The organism is Streptomyces sp. P17 (genome assembly GCF_032436805.1).
Lineage (GTDB): Bacteria > Actinomycetota > Actinomycetes > Streptomycetales > Streptomycetaceae > Streptomyces.
In genome coordinates, this window is the sequence record NZ_JAVRBF010000103.1 from 1 (window position 1) to 18,814 (window position 18,814).

Below are 18,814 nucleotides of genomic sequence, written 5' to 3' on the forward strand. Positions count from 1 at the left end.
CGCGACGGCTACCGACCCAGGTCCGCGCCCAAGACCGCATCCGACTCCCAGCCCAGATCCGCCACCAAGACCGCGACCGGCTACCGACCCGGGCCCAAGACGGCGACGGCTACCGACCCGGGCCCAAGACCGCGACCGGCTACCGGCCCAGATCCGGCACCAAGACCGCGACCGGCTCCCAACCCGGGCCCAAGACCGCGACCGGCTCCCAGCCCAGATCCGCGCCCCGCTCCCGCTCGCACGCCCTCCAACCACCGCCGGCACTCATGCCGCCGACCGACCACCCCCGCGCCCCGCGCGACCGCCCGCGCCCGAGACCGGCACCAGCCGCTCACCCCCGTCCGGAGCCCCCGGGACCCCCACCGCGCAATCCACCAGACGCGGAGCCGCCCCCAGGTACTGGGCGGGATCCAGCAAGCCCCCCAGTTCCTCCGGTGTCAGACACGCCGTCACCTCCGGAGCTGCTGCCAGTACCTCCCCGAGACCTGTCCCGCGGTCCGCCGCCTCGTGTGAGGCACGCGTCAGCAGGGCGCGCGCCTCGGCCTTCCCGAGCAGCGGGGTCAGTACGGCCGCGATCCGCTCGGAGACGATCTGTCCCCCCGTCAGGCCGAGGTTGTCGCGCATGCGCTCGGCGTCGACCGTGAGGCCGCCGAGCAGTTCCGCCGCCGTGTGCGCCGAGCCGCCCGCCAGCCGCAGGCACTCCCGCAGGGGCCCCCACTCCGCGTGCCACGCGCCGCCCGAGCGCTCGTCCTCCGCGAGCATCGTGCCGTACAGCACGGCGGCGAGCTGCGGCACTTGGAGCGCGGCGGAGCGCATCAGTGTGGCGAGCACGGGGTTCCGCTTGTGCGGCATGGCCGAGGAGGCGCCCCGTCCGGCCACCTCCGGTTCGGTGACCTCACCGACCTCGGTGCGGGCCATCGACTGGACGTCGACGGCGATCTTGCCCAGCGCGGAGGTGAGGTAGGCACACACCGCGCCCGTGTCGGCTATGGGTGTCCGCAACACATGCCAGGGCAGTGCGGCGGGGGCGAGGCCGGTCTCCCGCGCGTACGCCTCGACCAGACGGTCGGCGTAGTCGTGGCCGGGTGTGTCGGCGTGCTCCAGATAGCCGGCGAGGGTGCCGGCGGCGCCGCCGAGCTCGACGGGCAGGGCCGCGGCCAGTTCGTCCAGGCGGTGGCGGGCCTCGGTCACCAGCTGCAGCCAGCCCGCCGCCTTCAGGCCGAAGGTGGTGGGCACGGCGTGCAGGGTGAGGGTCCGGCCCGCCATCGGGGTGGCCCGGTGGGTGCGGGCGAGACGCTCCAGCGCGGCGACGCAGCGGTCCAGGTCGGCGCGGATGAGTCCGGCGGCCCGCCGGACGACCAGCATCGTGGCCGTGTCCAGGATGTCCTGGCTGGTGGAGCCGCGGTGCACATACTCGGCGGCGGCCGGGTCCTCGGCGGCGACCACGGCCGTCAGCGCCTTCACGAACCCGACGACGGGGTTGGCCGTCTCCCGGGCCGCGCGGGCGAGCGCGACGAGGTCGAGGCGGTCGGGGTCGGCCGCGGCCACGATCGCCCGGGCCGCCGACTCCGGCACGGTGCCCAGGCGGGCCTGCGCCCGTACGAGCGCGGTCTCGGCCTCGACCATGGCCGACAGCCAGGCCGCGTCGGACACCGCCGCCTCCACGGGCGTACCCGCCCGCACCGGGGACAGCAGTCCGGAGTCCACGAGGGAGGAAGGCTCCGGGGAGAGTGGGATGGTCATTCGGTGGTCCTCTTCCGGTGATGGGTCAGGGGCTCCCGGATCGCCCGCGGCCCACGCCACCGGGCACGGGCCGCGGGCCGGGCGTCACGCCGCCGTCCGCTGCAGACTGTCCCGCTGTTCCAGCACCGCCCCCAGCGCCGCCTGCGCGATGGCGTCGGAGTCGGTCAGGGTGACCGAGTTGACGCCGGGGCGGATGCCCGCGGCCGTCACCCAGTGGACCGACTCGGTGGGCACGCCGAAGGCGTACCGGCGGGGGTGCGGGCGCCGGGCGGCGTCCAGGAGCTGGAACGGGCGGGGGGTGACCGCGAGGCCCTCCGTGTAGATCCAGGTGCCGTTGCGGGTGGCGATCCGGTGCGCGGCGCACTGGCCGGTGTCCAGCAGGTGCCGCAGCAGCGGGTCCTCGGTGCGGCTCAGCGTGATGTCGGGCAGCCGCGCCTCGATCAGCACCTCGGTACTGATCCGGGAGCCCGGCACCAGCGGCGAGTGGGCGTGGAAGCCCTGCCGGTCGACGTCGACGCGCAGATCGGGGCCGACGATGTGCAGCACTCCCGCCTCGATCAGCGCGGCCGCCTCCTCGATCCGGGACGCGGGCGGCCCGATGGAGAGGAAGGCGTTCAGCGGGGTGTACCAGCGGTCCAGGTGCTCACGGTGGGAGTCGCCGTGCAGTCCGCCGTGGTCGACGACGAGCCGGATCTCGTTGCGCAGGTCGCGCAGCACGTCCAGCGCCGCCTTCAGCGGTCCGCTGACATTGCCGCCCCGGGCCTCGGCGACGTCCTGGCGAAGATGGTCCAGAAGCCAGGCGGTGAAGTCCTCGGGGCTGCCGAACTCCTGGTCCTGGTACGGCTGGGAGAGCCGGTCCCAGTCCCAGCGGTCCTTCTCCCCGATCTCGTACGCGTCGAGCACCGTCTCCTCCGCGGACGTGCCCGGCAGCGCACTGAGGAAGGCCCGCTGGAAGGCCTCGGCGCGGTCCCCGCGGCCGCGCGAGACGAGCAGCGTCCGGTAGTAGACCGTCTCGACCTCCTTGGCGACCAGCGGCCACACGTCCCGCAGGAAGTCGGCGCCGCCCGAGCCGCGCGCGGCCCGCATCCGGGCGATCCGCGCCGGGGTGAGCAGCAGCGGCACGTGCCGGCCGTGCGGGCCCTTCTCGTTCTCGCCGCGCGCCTGGTAGGGCACCCCGCGCCGGGAACCCGCGTACAGACGGGGTTCGCGGCCGGAGGGCAGATAGACCAGCCGGCCGTAGACGCGGGTGAAGCTGCCGCCGCGGCCGGTGGTGAGGAGGGCCATGTAGTCGAAGAAGTTCAGGCCGAGCCCGCGCAGCAGGACCGGCTGGCCGGGGCGGATGCACTCCAGGTCGGTGTCGGCGGGGTTGGAGGGGGCGAGGTGGGTGTGGCCGTAGTCGCGGGCGAGCGCGGCGAACTGCTCCTCCACGGCCGTGGGCCGGGCGGGCAGGTGGCCCTGGGCGAGGACCACGGCGTCCAGGTGCTCCAGGACGGTGCCGTCGTCCAAGGTGACCTTCTGGCGGGGCGGATGACCGGTCGCCAGGGCCGGGGCCTCGTCGTCCAGGGCGACGGCACGGGCCCGGTGCCAGCGCACGGTCACACCCTCCGGGGCGGCCGCGACGGTCCGGTCGAAGGCCCAGCGCAGATAGTGGCCGTAGAACGCCCGGGTCGGGTAGGTGTCGGGGCCCAGCGCCCGGGCCTCGGCGAGCACCTGGTCGGGGTGGTGCCCGGGTATGTCACCGGCGACCAGGGCCTCGGCCCAGGCGTGCAGGCTGGGGCCGGGTTCCAGCGGGCCGGTCAGCTCGACACTGGCGTCGGTGAACACCGAGATCTGTCCGGCCACCGTGTTCATCAGCAGATGTGCGGACTGGCTGGTGCGCCAGACCTGGCCGGCGCCGGGCGCGTGCGGGTCGACGACATGGATGCCGATCGCGGTGTCGGGGGCGGCGGCACGGGCGGCGGCGCAGAGCCGCTCGATCACGGAGAGACCCCGCGGTCCCGCGCCGATCACGCACACGGTGTGCTGTCTGGTGGTCATGTCTGCTGTCCGTCCTGCTGAATACGGGACTCGGTACGGGAAACAAGGGCGTTCTCTCCGGGCGGCCAGGGCAGGGCGACCGCCGCGATCATGCGGCTGCCGACGACGGCGCAGCGGCCCGTGGTGCCGGGCACCGGACCGCGTACGACGCGCAGCCGGACCGGCTCGCCCGGGTCCCGGCCGGCCGGCGGCTCCTCCCACTCCAGGTCCACGGACTGGAAGGAGACGCCGTCCTGGGTGTCGGGCGGCAGCGCCTTGTAGAGGGCCTCCTTGACGCAGAACAGCCGGAGCACGGCACGGGCCGGATCGGGGCAGTCGCGCAGCCGGTCGCGTTCCTCGGGCGTGCACACGTAGTGCACGGCCGAGAGCAACTCCGCGCCCGTCTCCAGGGGTTCGATGTCGATACCGAGCCCGACACCGTGGTCGGGTCCGGTCACGCACAGGGCGACCCGGTTGGTGTGACTGAGCGAGCCGGCCACGCCGTACGGCCAGCTCGGCGCCCCGCGGGCGTCGGCGCTCAGCCACCGGGGCATACCGGTCAGCGCGGCCGTGGCGCGGGCCGCGGCCAGCCTGCCCGCGGTGAAGGTCTCGCGGCGCAGCGGCGCGGTGTAGCCGCGCAGCAACTCCTGGACTGGAGGGGGCAGTTGGGCGAAGTCCAGTTCGCCGGTGTGCGCCTGCGCGGCGATCACGGGCGGCTCGAACAGGGCCGCCACGGCAGCCAGGTCGACGGGCTCGGGGTCACCGCTCACCGGCGCCGGGGCCGGGGCCGGGGCCGGGAGCAGGGCGCTCACCGCAGGGCTCCGATCGGGGTACGGGTCAGACGGGCGACCGCGTTGTGCACCACGAGCCGGCCGGTGCGCCCGGCGTACGTCATGATCGACTCGGGGTGGAACTGGACCGCGGCGAGCTGCCGTTCGGGCGCCTCCACCGCCATCGCGACCCTGCCGTCCTCGGTGGCCGCCGTGACCCGCAGGGAGCCGGGCAGCGTGGCCGGGTCGGCGTACAGCGAGTGATAGCGGCCGACGGTGAAGCTCTTGGGCAGCCCGTCGAGGAGCATCGAGTCGGCCTCGGTGCGCCGGACCCGGGACGGCTTGCCGTGCACCGGCTCGGGCAGTACGCCGAGGGTGCCGCCGAGGTACTCGACGATGCCCTGCAGGCCCAGGCAGACGCCGAACACGGGGATGCCGAGCCGCTCGGCCTCGGCGAGCGTGGCGGCGGTGCCGAAGTCGGACGGGGTGCCCGGGCCGGGCGAGAGGACCACCAGGTCGGGCCGCTGTTCGGCGAGCAGCGGGAGGTGGCCGCCGCTGCGGTAGGTGCCGACCTCGGCGCCGGTCTCGCGCAGGTAGCCCGCGAGGCAGTGCACGAAGGAGTCGCGGTGGTCGACGAGCAGGATCCGCCGGCCGGTGCCGGGTCCCTCCGTCACGGTCAGCCGGGGTACGGCCGCCGTGGGCTCGTCCAGGACGCCGAGCAGCGCCTTCGCCTTCAGCTCGGTCTCCAGCTCCTCGTCCTCGGGGGTGGAGTCGTGCAGCAGGGTGGCGCCGGCGCGGACCGTGGCCACGCCGTCGTGCAGGTGGATGGTGCGCAGGGTCAGGACGGTGTCCAGGCCGCCGTCGAATCCGATCCGGCCCACCGCTCCCCCGTACCAGCGGCGCGGGGAGCGCTCGTGCCGTTCGATGAACTCGACCGCGGACAGCTTGGGCGCCCCGGTGACGGTGACCGCCCACAGGTGGGCGAGGAAGGCGTCGAGGGCGTCCCGGTCGGGCCGCAGCACGCCCTCGACGCGGTCGACGGTGTGGATGAGGGTGGAGTACATCTCGATGCGGCGGCGGGCGGTGACCTGGACGGTGCCGGGCAGGCAGACCCGGGACTTGTCGTTGCGGTCGACGTCCGTGCACATCGTCAGCTCGTGCTCGTCCTTGGACGAGTTGAGCAGGGTACGGATGCGGTCGGCGTCCTCCAGGGCGTCCCGGCCGCGGGCGATGGTGCCGCTGATCGGGGAGGTCTCGACGAGGGCGCCGGACACGCGGCGCGGGGTGACCCGGACGAACATCTCCGGTGAGGCGCCGACCAGGTACTCGTCCTGGGCGAGGTTCATCAGCAGGCTGTGCGGGGCGGGGTTGCGCTCGCGCAGGGTGCGGAACAGGCGGGACGGCGGGCGCTGGACGACCCGGTGGAAGGACTGGCTGGGGACGACTTCGAAAAGATCGCCGGAGCGGAACAACGGCCGGGCCTTCTCCACCACACGCGCGTACTCGCCGGGTGCGTGGTCCCTCTCGGGGGCGTCGGCGGCGGGCACGAAGCGGCGGGCCGGCGTCCTGCGGTCCAGGCCGTCCGTGCGGGAGGCGCCGACGCGGAACTCGTAGTCGTGCCGGATCGCCTCGTCGGTCTTGAGGTCGAGCTCGTAGACGGTGTCGGGCAGGTGCAGCACCATGTCGCGATCGGCGGCGGCCCGGCGCTGGCTCAGGCTCACCGGGTCGACCTGAAAGATCAGGTCGTACCCGAAGGCGCCGTAGAGCCCGAGCAGCGAATCATCGTGAACGGCCAGTCCCTCGACGACGGCCCGGACCACGGCGAACACACCGACCTGCCGGGTGCGGTCCTCCTCGGCGAAGGTCCCGTCGGGGACGCCGCCGCGCACGCGCAGGGTGTCTCCGTCGGCCTCGACGCGCCCGCCGGGTCCGATGGCGTGGGAGAACAGCGCCAGCAGGGCGGGAAGCAGGACACGGCCGCGCTCGTTGAGCGCGGTGGCCCGTATCTCGGGGCCGGTCGCGGTGATCTCGACCGGTGGATCGCTGTATCCGATGACCCGGTCCGGCCCGCGGAACAGAATCATCCCGCGGCGTTCGTCGAGGGTGTCCTCCAGGTCGGTGCGGAGAGCGGCGGCGGAACCGAGCATCTCGGTGATGCGGACGACCTCGACTCCGACGGGTGTCGTCCACCGCCCGGACGGGGCTGCCCGGCCGGTGCGCGGCCGGGAGGTTTCCAGCAGGGGCATCCCCCAAATTCCTTTCTCGAACCCGGTGGTGACCCGGGGGCTGGCAAGACGATCGACCGCGCGCCCGGAGCGGGCGGGGGTACGGGGCTGTCGGGGCCGGGGCGGAGGCCCTGGCCGGGGCGGGGGCGGGGCACGGTGGGTGTCCCAGGGGCAGGTCAGGCGGTCGGCCCGCGCCCGGAGCAGGCCGGGGTACGGGGCTGTCGGGGCCGGGGCGGAGGCCCTGGCCGGGGCGGGGGCGCCGGTCGGGGTGGGGGCGCCGGTCGGGTCCCGGTCGGCAAGCGGTCGGGTCGGGCCGAGGCCTGTGGCGGGGGCGTGCGGGGCGGTGCCGGCGGGTCTCGCCTTGGCGGCGTGCGGGGCGGTGCCGGCGGGTCTCGCCTTGGCGGTCCGGGGTCGAGTCCCGGCGGGGCGCGCCGTGGCGGCGTGCGGGGCGGTGCCGGCGGGTCTCGCCTTGGCGGTCCGGGGTCGAGTCCCGGCGGGCCTCGCCTTGGCGGCGTGCGGGGCGGTGCCGGCGGGCCACGTGGCGGTGTGCGGTCAGGTGCCGGTCGTCCACAGCGCCGCGGCGCGGCCGGAGCGGACGTGGGTCCAGCCCTGGCTCAGTTCGTTCGGGCGGCAGACGTACGCGGTGTGCGTTCCGGTCGCCGTCAGGCGTTCGGCGAGGGCCGAGCGGGCGGTGCGGTCGGCGGCCGGGAGCCCGGCGCCGGGTGCGACGGCGACGACGTCGAGCGGTACGGCCCTGGCGAGCGCGGCGACCGCGTCGACGACCCGGGCCACGGGCTCCTCGGCCGGGGCCGGTGCCTCGATCAGCAACCCGAGGGCGGCGGTGGGTAGTTCGGCCCGCAGCTCACGCAGCCGCTGCCCGGCTTCCTGTACGGCGTCGGCGTCCGCCGCGACCAGGACGGGGCCCTCGTGGCCCGCGGGCGGCCGCGCCCCGGGGGCCAGGAGCAGCGCGTCGCCGGGACCCTCGGTCACCAGCTTCGGCAGCGGACCCTCGGGCAGCGCCGTCACCCCGTCGCCGATCTTGGCGAGTTGGGGATCGAGCCGCAGCAGCACATCCGCCGCGGACTGGCCCGTGCGGGTCAGCAGGCGCAGCATCAGCGTGGCCGGGTCCAGGGCGCGGTGCTCCTCGGGGTGCGACCACATGCGCAGGCTTGCCCAGGCGGCCTGCTGCACCGACTCCACGATCGGGCGGCGGGTCGACTCGTACGCGGCCAGCGCCGCATCCAGGTCGTCCTGCTCGGAGAGCCGCCGCGCCAGCTCCACCGCGTCCTCCAGCGCCAGCGTCGTACCCGAGCCGACGGAGAAGTGCGCGGTGTGGACGGCGTCACCGAGGCCCACCAGGCGACCGGTGGACCAGCGGGCGCTGGAGATGTGCGGGAAGGTCAGCCAGCGCGAGCCGTTGCCGAGCAGCTTCGCCCCGCGCAGATGCCCGGCGAACACCTCGGCGCAGAACTCCATGGCCTGCTCGTCGTTCCAGCCCGGGGGCTTGCCGGCGCCCTCGGTGAAACCGGCCCGCTGCCACGCCTCCTCACCCAGCTCGACCAGGAACGTCGACCGGTCCGGGCCGTAGGGGTACACATGGGCGCCGACCGGACCGTACGCACTGTCCGCGAACAGGAACGTCATCGCGTCGAAGGCACGGTCCACCCCGAACCAGGCGTACCGCCCCCGCCCGGGGACGACCTCCGCCCCGAACTCCCCGGCGAAGGCACTCCTCGTGCGGCTGCCGGAGCCGTCGGCGGCGACGACCACGTCGTAGCGCCCGAGCAGTTCGGTGGCGTCGGCCTCGGTCTCGAAGTGCAGGCGGGCGCCCGCCTCTTCGGCCAGTTCGTTCAGCGCGGTGAGCAGGGTGCGCCGCTCGACCGCGGCGAAGCCGTGCCCGGAGGAGCGGATCTCCTCCCCGTCCCGGCGGACCTCCACGTCGTCCCAGCGGGCGCCGCGCTCCAGCAGGGCGGCGACGACGTCGGGGGCGGCGCGGCGCAGCCGGGCCAGGCTGAAGCGGGAGAAGACCACGCCGAAGCCGTAGGTGGCACCGGCCGGGCTGCGTTCGTAGACATCGACCTCGTGGCCGCCGAGGCGGCGCAGCAGCAGGGCCAGCATGAGCCCGCCGGGGCCCGCGCCTATGCAGGCGACTCGCATGCCGCTCACGCTCCCCGGTCCGTGGGCGGCACCGGGGCGGCGCCCGGCATGCCGTCGGCGAAACGCTCCCGCAACTTGCGGCGCAGGATCTTGCCGGCCGCGCTGCGCGGGATCTCGGACACGAACTCGATGCGCACCGGCCGCTTGTAGCTGGCGAGTTCACTGGCACAGGCCTTCACCAGACCGGCCGCGGTGACCTCTTCGCCCTCGGCGACGACAAAGGCCACCGGCACCTCGCCCCACTCCTCCGAGGGCGCGCCCACGACGGCCGCGTCGGCGACCCCGCGCTGGGCGCCGAGGACCCGCTCGATCTCGGCCGGGTAGACGTTCTGCCCGCCGCGGATGAGGACGTCGTTGATCCGGTCGACCAGGTAGAGGTAGCCGTCGGCGTCGGAGTAGCCGAGGTCCCCGGTGCGCAGCCAGCCGTCGCGCAGGGCGGACTCGGTGGCCTTCGGGTTGCGCCAGTAGCCGCGCATCAGACCGTCGCCGCGGACGCAGACCTCGCCGATCTCGCCGGGCGGCAGCGCCTTGCCCTCCTTGTCCTGCACCTCGATGTGACAGCCGGGCAGCATCCGGCCGGCCGAGCGCAGCCGGAGCTCCCGGGCCGCTGCGTCGGCGCCGTGGTCCTCGGCCCCGCCGAAGACGACCGTGGCGATCGGGCCGCCGCCCTCGGTGATGCCGTAGATCCCGCGGAACGGGCAGGGGAAGCGCTCCAGGGACTCGCGCAGCAGCTCCTCCGGCATGGGGGCGCCGCCGAACATGACGTCGACCAGGGTGGACAGGTCGGTGGAGTCGAAGGCCTTGGTGCGCATCGCGAAGCGGACCATGGACGGCACCAGGAAGGCACGGGTCGCGCCGCGCTGCTCGGCCTCGGCGAGGAACCGCTGCGGGGCGAACTCCCGCTGCAGGACCAGGGTTCCGCCGGCCGCGAGCAGGGCCAGGCCGATCACCATGGAGCCGTGGAACAGCGGGCACGGGTTGAGCATCACGTCGTCGGCGGTGAACCGGGCCTCGGCGGCGAGCGCCGTGTAGCAGGCCGACACCGAACGGTGGGTGACGGCGACGCCCTTGGCCCGGCCGGTGGTGGCCGAGGTGTGCAGGATCGCGAACAGGTCGTCCATGTGCGGCAGCGGCAGCGGCCTGCGCGGGGTGGCGAGCAGCTCCTCGTAGGCGGGGCTGTCCAGGGCGAGCCGCCAGCTGTCGCCGAACGCGTCACCGAGCCGGTCCAGGACGCCCTGCTCGGCGATCACGCCGCGCGGGGCGGAGTTGGAGACGACGTGCTCGACCTCGGGGGCCGGGAAGGAGTGGTTGACGGGGCAGACGATCGCCCCGGCCTTGCCGGCCGCGATGTACAGCTCCAGCACCTCGACCCGGTTGGGCGAGCTGACCACGAGGCGCTCACCGGGGCCGATCCCGCGGTCGATCAGGGCGGCCGCCAACGCGTCGGTACGTTCGTCCAGTTCGCGCCAGGTGAGCGAGAGCCGCTCGTCGGCGAGGGCCAGGGCGTCGGGGCGCTGTCCGGCGTGCCGCCGGACGAAGTGGGCCATCCACATCAGCGGGCCTCGCTCACGGATGCGGCGCGCGCGGTCAGCACCTGGTCGATGCCCTCGACGGTGTGCAGCGCGGTCAGTTCGTCGTCGTCGAGCGGGCTGCCGGTCTGCTCCTCGATGGCGAGGGCGAGCCGGATCAGGTCGCCGGAGTTGAGCCCGGCCGTCGTCAGGTCGTCGTCACGGCCGATGCCGTCGAGGAGTTCGGGCAGGTCGACGAACTCCAGCAGAAGCGCGTGGCCCGGGGTGAGCTGGTCGGACATGGGAGTTCCCCTCGGATGCGTGTCTGGATGGGTGTGGGGAGAGGGAGGCCCGGCGGGGCCCGGGTGGCCATGGGCCCCGCCGGTGGTTCCCTACGGCGGCCGGGTCAGCGACCGACGTCTGCGGGCGTACGCCCGGGGTCGACCGACTTGCCGGAGCCGGCGTGCACGGGGGCAGCGTCGTCCTCGGCTTCGCTCAGCCCGAACCGCTCGTAGACCCGGGTCAGCGGGCGCGGAGCCCACCAGTTGTAGCGGCCGGCCAGCCGCATGAAGGCCGGGACGAGGATGCCCCGCACCAACGTGGCGTCCATCAGCACGGCCAGGGCGAGACCGAGGCCGAGCAGCTTCATGTAGGTGATGCCGGAGACCAGGAAGGAGGCGAAGACCAAGGCGATCAGCGCGGCGGCCGCGGTGACCAGGCCACCGGTGCGCTGGAGGCCCAGGGCGACGGCACGGGTGTTGTCGCCGTTGCGGTCGTACTCCTCCTTGATGCGGGAGAGCAGGAAGACCTCGTAGTCCATGGAGAGGCCGAAGGCCACGCAGAACATCATGATCGGCGTGGTGGCCACGATGCCGCCGGTGACGGTGAAGTCGCCGGTCAGCCACATCAGGTTGCCGTCCTGGAAGACCCAGACCATGGCGCCGAAGGTGGCGGTGAGGCTGAGCAGGTTGAGCACGAAGGCCTTCACCGGCATCAGCACGCTGCCCGTCATCAGGAACAGCAGCACGAACGTGGAGACGGCGATGAGCAGCAGCGCCCACGGCATGCGGTCGGTCAGCGAGGTCATCGTGTCCTTGAAGGAGGCGGCGGTACCCGCGACCTTCACGTCCTCGAACGGCGCCTTCGTGTCCCGGATGTCGCCGACCAGGTCCTGGCCCTCGTCGGTGTAGGAGCCGACCTCCGGGATCACCGAAAGCCAGGTGCCCTCGCCCTTCTCGTAGCGCTCGTTGATCGCGCCGGCCGGGGCGATCTGCTTGCCGTCCGTGTAGGAGCCGGTCAGGGCGTCGACGCGGGCGACGTTGTCGAGCTTGGAGAGCGTCTCGGCGTAGGCCGCGACGTTGGTCTCGCGGGCGGACGCGTCACCGGCGTTCTCGGCGACGACCATGAGCGGTTCCATCTCGCGGGCCGAGTAGTCCTCGACGAGGACCGTGCCCACCTGGTGTGCCTCGGCGTCCGCGGGCAGGGTGCGTTCGTCGGCGAGGTTGAGCTTGATGCCGAGGAACGGCGAGCCGAGGAGGAGCAGGATCACGATGACACCGGTGGCCAGCGGCAGCGGGCGGCGCATGACCAGGGTGGCGAGCTTGTGCCAGAAGCCGTTCTCGACGGCCGTCTCCGGCTTCCTGCGGTTCCAGGACCACTTGTTGATCCGGGTGCCGATGACCGCGAGCAGCGCCGGCAGCAGCACCAGGGCGGCGACCACCGCGAAGGCGACGACCGCGATACCGGCGTAGGCGAAGGAGCGCAGGAAGTACATCGGGAACAGCAGCAGCGCGGACAGCGAGAGCGCCACGGTGATCGCCGAGTACAGGACGGTACGGCCCGCGGTGCGCAGGCTGGTGGCGATGGCGTCGTTGACCTCGACGCCCTTCTTCAGCTCCTCCCGGTACCTGCTGACCACGAACAGGCTGTAGTCGATACCGAGTCCGAGCCCGAGCCCGGTGGTGAGGTTCATCGCGAAGACCGACACATCGGTCAGCTCCACCAGTACCCGCAGCACACCGAGCGCGCCGATGATGGCGACGATGCCGACGGCCAGCGGCAGCAGGGCGGCGATGACCCCGCGGAAGATGAAGACCAGCAGGATCAGGGTCAGCGGCAGCACCAGGGTCTCGGCGAGCGCGAGGTCCTCCTGGGTCTGCTCGTTCATCTCGGCGTACGCCTCGGCGCGGCCGCCGAACTGGATCTGCAGGCCCTCGAAGCCGTCCTCGTAGTGCGGGCGCAGCTTGGCCAGGTAGTCGTCGACCTCGTCCTCGTTGCCCTCCAGGTGGGCGAGGACCAGGGCGGAGTCGGACTTCTCGGCCTTCAGCGAGGGCGCCTTGTCCAGGGTCCAGTAGGAGGCGGCCTCCTGAACGCCGTCCTCGGCGCCGAGCTTCTCGGTCAGCGCGGCGCCCTTGGCGGCGGTGTCCGGGTCGTCGGCTCCCTTCGGGGTCTTCACGAGCAGCACGAGGTTGGGCTCACCGGTGCCGAACTTCTCGCTGAGGATCGCGTTCGCCTGCGTCGACGGGGCGTCGGGCACCTCGTAACCACCGGAGGACAGCTTGCTGTTGACGGCGCCGCCCAGTCCTCCGGCCACGACACAGAACAGCAGTCCCAGCCAGAGAACCAGCTTTCGGCGGCCGGTCGCCAAGGCGGCCAGCTTGTTGAACATGGGTATTCCTCCAGAAATGACGGGGCGGGGCAACGCCCCGATGGGGGGGATGTCTCCGCCCGTGCGCTCAGGCGGGGGTACGGGCGGCGGGGAGCCCGCGGCAGTCGACGCGGACGTGTCCTCCGGCCACGCAGTCGTGGTCGGCCAGCGATTCGTCGACGGACCGGTCCCAGGCAAGGAGCCGGTTGTGCACCGAGCCTCGGGTGAAGTCGGCGAACTCGGGATGGGTGGAGCGGTGGCGGGAGCCGAGGTACGCCAGCACGGGGTCCAGGAGCAGCCAGCGGCCGTCCTCGAACACCTCGGTCCAGGCGTGCTCGACCCCGACCAGACCGAGCAGGAAGCCGCGGCGGGTACGGGCGCGGACGCCCGCCTCCTCGGCCCACCGCTGCATCTGCCAGGCGGCGACGACGCAGTCCACGGCGCGGTGCTCGATCGCGGTGGCCGGGCGGGCCCTGAGGCTCTCGGGGACCCAGCCGTACTGGTACTCGCCGGAGACGAGCCGGTCGAGCAGGTCGTCGTGGATACGGCGGACGGTCTCGGTGCGCGGGGCGTCCCGGTGGCCGCAGGTGGTGACCGTGGCCAGCATCGAACCGGGCCTGCCCTCCTCCTTGGACCACTCCGTCAGCCGGCCCTCGTACAGCTTGGGCGCGGGTTCGGCGGGGACCGGGGTGGTGACGCAGCTGGTGCAGCCGGCGGCGTCGCAGGTGGCGGTGAGCCGGATCCGGGTGACGCGCTCGGTCAGCCACTGCTCGGGCTGCCCGGCCGCGAGCCGCATGCACTGGCGTTCGCCCAGCTCGGCCAGGGAGCGGCCGAGGCCGGACCGCAGCCCGAGGTTCATCACGTCGTGGTAGTCGTAGCGCAGCCCGTCGGGGGTGTCCTCGGCGGGGAATCCGGCACCGACCAGGTTCTCCAGGACGGCCTCGTCGATGGCGAGTTCGCGGGCCGCCTCCTCGTGGGAAAGCCGGGCGACGCGGAACTCCTCCGGCACCGCGACGAGGCGTTCCACCGCCGGGAGCCAGTTCAGCCAGAGTTCCGCCGCCGTGGTGGTCCGGCGCGGCGGGGCCAGGGTCATCGTTCCTCCCCTGCCGTCGCCGGCACCGGCAGATCGCCCGCGGCCAGCCGGCGCGCCACCTCCAGTCGCTTGACCTTCCAGGTGGCCGTGTGCGGGATGTCGTCCCAGCGGCACTGCACCGGCGCGGCGAGCTCGGGCAGGCCGGCGACCGCGCGGCGCCAGGCGGCGAGGTCCAGCGGAGCGTCGCCGCGGGTGACGACCAGAGGGATCGCGGGCCCGTCGGACATCGGGATGATCACGGCCTCGGTGAGCTGCGGCAGCGCTTCGAGGATGTCGTCCTCGGCCGCCAGCAGGCTCTCCACGCCGCTGCCCCGGTCGACGATACGGTCGAACAGGTGCAGACAGCCGCGGTCGCTGACCAGGCCGTAGTCGCCCATCGCCCACCAGCCGTCGACCCGCTGGTCGGGGGAGCCGAGATAGCTCGGGGTGACTCCGGAGGAGCGGGCGAAGATCTGGCCGGGGGTGCCCTTGGGGGCCTTGTCGCCCTCGTCGTCGAGGACGCGGATCTTGGTGTGGCCGAGAACGCCACGGCCGACGCAACGGCCGTCGTCACAGCGGCTCTTGAGCTTGTGGGACTTGACGGTGACGGGTCCGGTCTCGGTCTGGCCGTACGCCTGCATGTAGCGGGCGCCGGGCTTTGCCGCGCCGAGCAGGGTGCGGATGGTGCGGGGGTGGGCGGCGTCGAAGGAGCTGACGAACAGCCGTGTCTGCGCGAACAGTTCGGGCTGCCGCTCGGCCACCTCCTCCCAGCGGATGAAGGCGTTCGGGACGGTCTCCACGACGCCCGGGCGCACCGCGGCGAGCAGTTCGGCCGCGTTCTCGGGGGCGGTGTCGGTGAGGAAGCCCAGCGGCAGACCGAGCGCGAGGATGGCGAGCATCCCGGACATGCAGCGGGCGTGCACCGGCGACAGGCACATCAGGTAGGGGTCGCGCACCCGCAGCACCTTGCCGATAGTGATCTGCGGACGGGCGTGCCCGGCGAAACTGTGCACGGAGTGCAGCACCAGCTTGGGCACCCCGGTCGTGCCCGAGCTGTGGGTGACCAGCTGCGGGGTGTCCTCGCGGGGCACGACGGCGGGCGGGATGTCGCCGCGCTCCGCGTCCAGCAGGGAGAGTCCGTGCTCGCCGCGCTCCCCGACGTACCAGCGCGGCAGCGACGGGTCGACGGAGTCCAGCACGCCGGCCGCCTCCGTGGTGGCGTCGGTGAGGATGGCCGTGGGGGCGGCGCGCTCGGTCATGACGCCGAGCGCCTGGAAGCCGACGGCCGAGTGCACCAGCACCGGTACGGCGCCGATCCGGGCGCAGGCGAAGGCGAGCAGGGGTATGTCGAAGTTGGGCTGCTTGACGATCAGGATGCGCTGACCGTCCTTGACGCCTGCCCCGGAGAGCAGGGCCGCGGCCTCCTCGGCCAGGTCGGCGAAGGTGGCGTAGTCGAAGCGGCGGCCCGCCTGCGGGAACAGGTCGAGGGGGCGGTCGAGGCGGATCGGCACCGCGCCGTGGCGGCGGGCGGCCTCGGCGGGGGCGGTGGCCAGCGCGAGCCGGCGGTTCACGCGGGCCATCACGCACCCCCCGCCTTGGCCGTACGGCGCTCGATGTGCTCGGTGATGTGGGCGAGCAGCGCGTCGTAGGACGAGAACGCCTCGGTCGGCTCGTCCAGGTCCCACTGGATGCCGAAGGCGTCCTCGACGTCGGCGAGCAGGCGCATGAAGCCCGCCGACGCGAGTCCCAGGTTCCACAGCGACGCCGCACGGGCCGCCGGGTCGTCCAGCGGCAGCGGAGCGCCGACCGCGTTCTCCAGCAGGCCGCGCAGGTGCTCCGCGACCGTCGTGCTGTCGTACATGTCTCCTCCAGTGGCGGCCCGCGGGGTTACGCAGGCTCGGGGTTCTCGTCGTCGACGGACGGGTCAGGCTGCGACGGGGTGGACGACGCGGTCGTTGCCGCTGTTCTCCTGGAAGCCGCGCAGGGTGCGCAGGTAGTAGAGGAGGTACTCGGCCATCTCCTGCTCGCCGGTGGGCGCGTAGGAGGCGTCGGGGCCGCAGACGGCGGCGGTGTGGGTGAGGTCGAAGCGCTTGTCGTAGCGCAGGTAGGAGCGGTAGAAGTTCATGCCGCCGTCGAGGGCCTCGTCGATCGCGGTGAAGCCGTCCCGGTCGTCCACCCACAGCGGCTCGCGCAGGCCGATCAGCTCGAAGATCTGGGTGACCATGTCGCGGACCTTGGGGCCGTCGGAGTTGCCGAGGTGGAAGTACGTCTCCGGCGAGTCCGACAGCGAGATGGCGACCGCGTTGCGGGCGACGATGTCGACCGGTACGAGGTTGACGACGGTGTCGGGGTCGGCGAGCAGCCGCACCCGGGCGTGCGAGAGGAAGGTGCCGAGCTTGCGCGAGGCGGTCTTCTTGAAGACCAGCACCTGACGCGCGAAGCCGTACAGACCCGACCAGTTCAGCCCGTGCCGGGTGACGCTGTGGCCGATGACGACGGTGGGCCGCAGGATGCGGATCCGCATGTCCCCGGCGGCCGCCTCGACGAGGGCCTCGGCCCGCATCTTGGTCTGCTCGTAGCAGTTGTTGGCCACCGACTGGTCGGTCACCGGGCCCTCGGCGATGAGGTCGGTGCGCGAGCCGGCGACATAGGCGGTGGAGACGTAGTTGAAGGCGCGCGCGCCAAGCTTGCGGGCGAGGTCGAGGACGTTGGCGGTGCCCTGGACGTTCTGCGCCTCGATCTCGGTGCGGTACTCCTCCTCGTAGCGCAGCGAGGCGGCGCAGTGCCAGACCTCGTCGACGGGCGGCAGCGCGGTCAGGTCGGCTCCGCAGCCGTCGACGGTCATGTCGCCGTGCACGGCCACGGTCCGACGCAGGATCTCCGGGTGCAGGTCGGAGCGGCCGTAGCCGTCCGCCATCTCCGAGAGCGTCCTGTGCAGGCGCTGCGTGGCCTCGGAGTCGTCCTTGCCGCGGACCAGTGCGATGACGGGGTCGTCGGTCTTGTCGAGGAGTTCGAGGACCACGGCTCCGCCGACGAAGCCGGTGGCCCCGGTCAACAGACGTGTTGTCATGAGTGCTTGTCTCCAGCGTCGGGACGTGGTGTGCGTCGATGTGGTGCTGCGGTGGTGCAGCGGGTGGGTCGGGTTGGGGGTGCGGGCGGGATGACCTTGCGTCGGCGCGGGCGGCGCGGAGGGGGGCCGGCGGATCCGGGATCTCCGGGCCCCGGCCGCCCCCGTCCCGCCCGTCCTGCTACGCGGCGCCGGTGACCGGGGTGGCGGTCTCGGCCGCGCGTCGCGCCTCCAGCTCGTGTACGAACTCGGAGACGGCCTTCTGGAAGCCCTGTGGGTCGTCGAAGAACGGCACGTGCCCGGCGTGCTTGAGGGTGACCTCCCGGCTGTCCGGGATGCGGTTGAGGGCGTCCTCGATGACGGACGCGCTCCAGGCGAAGTCGCCGTCGCCGTTGATGATCAGCGTCGGGGCGGCGAGGCGGGCGAGCTCCTCGGGGTCGTCCTCGATCTCCAGGGAGGCGAGCAGGTTCTCGCGGATGGAGCCGACGGAGAGCAGGGACAGGAAGTTGTCCTTGAGCGCCAGGTAGGCCGCGGTGCCGCCCTCGTGGATCATCTGGTCCGGGAAGACCAGCGGGTAGAGGTGGCCGAACAGCTGCTGGGTGCCGCCGGACTCCAGGCTGGCGAGCCAGGAGCGGCTGACCAGCTTGCGGCGCAGGGTGCCGTTGGGCGAGAACGCCGGGCCCACCAGGACCAGCCCTGCCACGCGCTCGGGGTACTTGAGCGCGAACTCCCGGGCGATGAGGGTGGATATGGACGTGCCGACCAGGTAGGTCTTCTCGATGCCGAGGTGGTCCAGCAGCCGGCGCACGTCCTCGACGTGGTCCATGAACTGGACCGGCTCGGGACCCGGGTTGGAGGCGCCCTGGTTGCGCAGGTCGTAGTGGACGAGCCGGAAGTCGTTGGCCAGCTCGGTGGTGAAGTTCCGCCAGATCGGGCTGACGATGTAGAAGTTGTTCAGCAGGGTCACCGCCGGGCCCTCGCCGCTGTCCTCGTAGTACAGCTCCCCGCCGCCGGGCAGGGCGAGCGCGGAGTGGTTGAGGTAGCGGACGTCGAGCTGGCCGAACTGCTGGTCCGTCATGGGGTCTCCTTGGATGGTTCGTTCCGTCGCCGCTGTCCAGACTCCGACGGCCCGTTCAACACCCGCCCAAGGCGTGTCCAAGAGCGGGAAAACATGCTGGTCAGAGCCGTTTTTCGGGGGTCGTGCGGGGCGCTGGTGCGGACGATCGGGAAAGGCTGGAAAGGGGTCATGTGGCGGGAGTCACCGGGCGCCGCCTCGGCGGACCGGGGACCGGGCCGTGCGGGCGGGCCGGGAGCAGCCCGCGGCGGACGGCGCCGGCGACGTACGGTCGGCCGGCGTCGGGACCGGCCGTGTCGGTCCGGCCGGCTTCGGGACCGGCCGTGTCGGTCCGGCCCGCGTCCGACCACGCGGAGTCGGTCCGGCCGGCGCAGCCACCAGCCGCGTGCGCGAGGACGGCGGTCCGGCCGGCTTCGGGACCGGCCGTGTCAGTCCGGCCCGCGTCGGGACCGCCCGCGTCGGTCCGGCCCGCGTCCGACCACGCGGAGTCGGTCCGGCCGGCGCAGCCACCAGCCGCGTGCGCGAGGACGGCGG

13 protein-coding genes and 1 pseudogene are annotated in these 18,814 nt (G+C 73.2%); all 14 read right to left on the reverse strand.

Annotation, left to right across the window (positions count from 1 at the left end; translation table 11 throughout):
- Positions 1-264: 264 nt before the first annotated feature.
- The gene (gene pcaB / locus RMT89_RS37830; protein ID WP_315888303.1) at positions 265-1,743 is read right to left on the reverse strand and encodes a 3-carboxy-cis,cis-muconate cycloisomerase; all 1,479 of its coding nucleotides are present in this window, start codon (positions 1,741-1,743) and stop codon (positions 265-267) included.
- An 84-nt stretch (positions 1,744-1,827) separates the two neighbouring features.
- On the reverse strand, positions 1,828-3,780 hold the full coding sequence (locus tag RMT89_RS37835) for an FAD/NAD(P)-binding protein (RefSeq protein ID WP_315888304.1): 1,953 nt from the start codon (positions 3,778-3,780) through the stop codon (positions 1,828-1,830).
- A complete protein-coding gene (locus tag RMT89_RS37840; RefSeq protein ID WP_315888305.1) occupies positions 3,777-4,571 on the reverse strand; it encodes a 4'-phosphopantetheinyl transferase superfamily protein in 795 nt (264 codons plus the stop codon). Before RMT89_RS37840 ends, RMT89_RS37835 begins: the two co-directional genes overlap by 4 nt.
- Complete coding sequence (locus RMT89_RS37845) at positions 4,568-6,775, reverse strand: anthranilate synthase component I (protein WP_315888306.1); 2,208 nt, start codon at positions 6,773-6,775, stop codon at positions 4,568-4,570. Before RMT89_RS37845 ends, RMT89_RS37840 begins: the two co-directional genes overlap by 4 nt.
- A gap of 531 nt (positions 6,776-7,306) precedes the next feature.
- A complete protein-coding gene (locus tag RMT89_RS37850; RefSeq protein WP_315888315.1) occupies positions 7,307-8,911 on the reverse strand; it encodes an FAD-dependent monooxygenase in 1,605 nt (534 codons plus the stop codon).
- 5 nt (positions 8,912-8,916) lie between these two features.
- Positions 8,917-10,458 (reverse strand): AMP-binding protein, encoded by a 1,542-nt coding sequence (locus RMT89_RS37855; RefSeq protein ID WP_315888307.1) that lies wholly within the window; start codon positions 10,456-10,458, stop codon positions 8,917-8,919.
- Positions 10,459-10,463: 5 nt separating this feature from the next.
- Entirely contained in the window at positions 10,464-10,721 is a 258-nt protein-coding gene (locus RMT89_RS37860) for a phosphopantetheine-binding protein (protein ID WP_315888308.1), read from the reverse strand.
- Between the two features lie 104 nt (positions 10,722-10,825).
- Positions 10,826-13,087, reverse strand: a complete 2,262-nt coding sequence (locus tag RMT89_RS37865; protein WP_315888309.1) for an MMPL family transporter — start codon at positions 13,085-13,087, stop codon at positions 10,826-10,828.
- Positions 13,088-13,154: 67 nt separating this feature from the next.
- Positions 13,155-14,159, reverse strand: coding sequence for a transglutaminase domain-containing protein (locus RMT89_RS37870; RefSeq protein WP_315888310.1), 1,005 nt, complete (start codon positions 14,157-14,159; stop codon positions 13,155-13,157).
- Positions 14,156-15,718, reverse strand: coding sequence for a class I adenylate-forming enzyme family protein (locus RMT89_RS37875; RefSeq protein WP_315888311.1), 1,563 nt, complete (start codon positions 15,716-15,718; stop codon positions 14,156-14,158). The genes RMT89_RS37870 and RMT89_RS37875 overlap by 4 nt, the downstream gene beginning before the upstream one ends.
- Positions 15,718-15,999, reverse strand: a complete 282-nt coding sequence (locus RMT89_RS37880) for a hypothetical protein (RefSeq protein ID WP_315888312.1) — start codon at positions 15,997-15,999, stop codon at positions 15,718-15,720. The genes RMT89_RS37875 and RMT89_RS37880 overlap by 1 nt, the downstream gene beginning before the upstream one ends.
- 63 nt (positions 16,000-16,062) lie before the next feature.
- Entirely contained in the window at positions 16,063-17,208 is a 1,146-nt protein-coding gene (locus RMT89_RS37885; RefSeq protein ID WP_315888313.1) for an SDR family oxidoreductase, read from the reverse strand.
- 178 nt (positions 17,209-17,386) lie between these two features.
- A complete protein-coding gene (locus tag RMT89_RS37890) occupies positions 17,387-18,283 on the reverse strand; it encodes an alpha/beta hydrolase (protein ID WP_315888314.1) in 897 nt (298 codons plus the stop codon).
- Positions 18,284-18,449: 166 nt separating this feature from the next.
- Positions 18,450-18,814: pseudogene (locus RMT89_RS37895) on the reverse strand (hypothetical protein); the annotation flags it as partial.